The organism is Gilvimarinus sp. 1_MG-2023 (assembly GCF_030548285.1).
On record NZ_JAUOSC010000547.1, the window covers coordinates 1 to 328 of the forward strand.

General features: G+C 52.7%; 1 protein-coding gene. It reads right to left on the reverse strand.

The features are described 5' to 3' along the window. Positions 1-328, reverse strand: a 328-nt coding sequence (locus Q4563_RS18020) for an NAD(P)-binding domain-containing protein (RefSeq protein WP_336623051.1), incomplete at both ends; no start/stop codon positions are given.

Sequence of the window (328 nt, forward strand, 5' to 3'; positions counted from 1 at the left end):
TCACGGTACCGGCCAGCTCTTTGCGGGCAATTTCCTTGGCGAGATTGGGGCCACTCAGCACCCCGACCGGGTTATCAGGAAAGACATCACGAATCACCTGGCTCATTAACAAAAAGCCATCGGGTTCAATCCCCTTGGTGGTGCTGACCAATCCCTGCTCAGGTTTGATCAGGTGCGCAAAGCCGGAAATAACCTCTCGAACCGACTTGCTGGGAACAGAGACAAAAATAACATCAGCCCCTACTACCGCTTCCTCGATGGTGGTGGTTGCCCGTAGTGATGAATTCAAGGCAATGCCGGGCAAATACTGCTCATTGACGTGTAACTG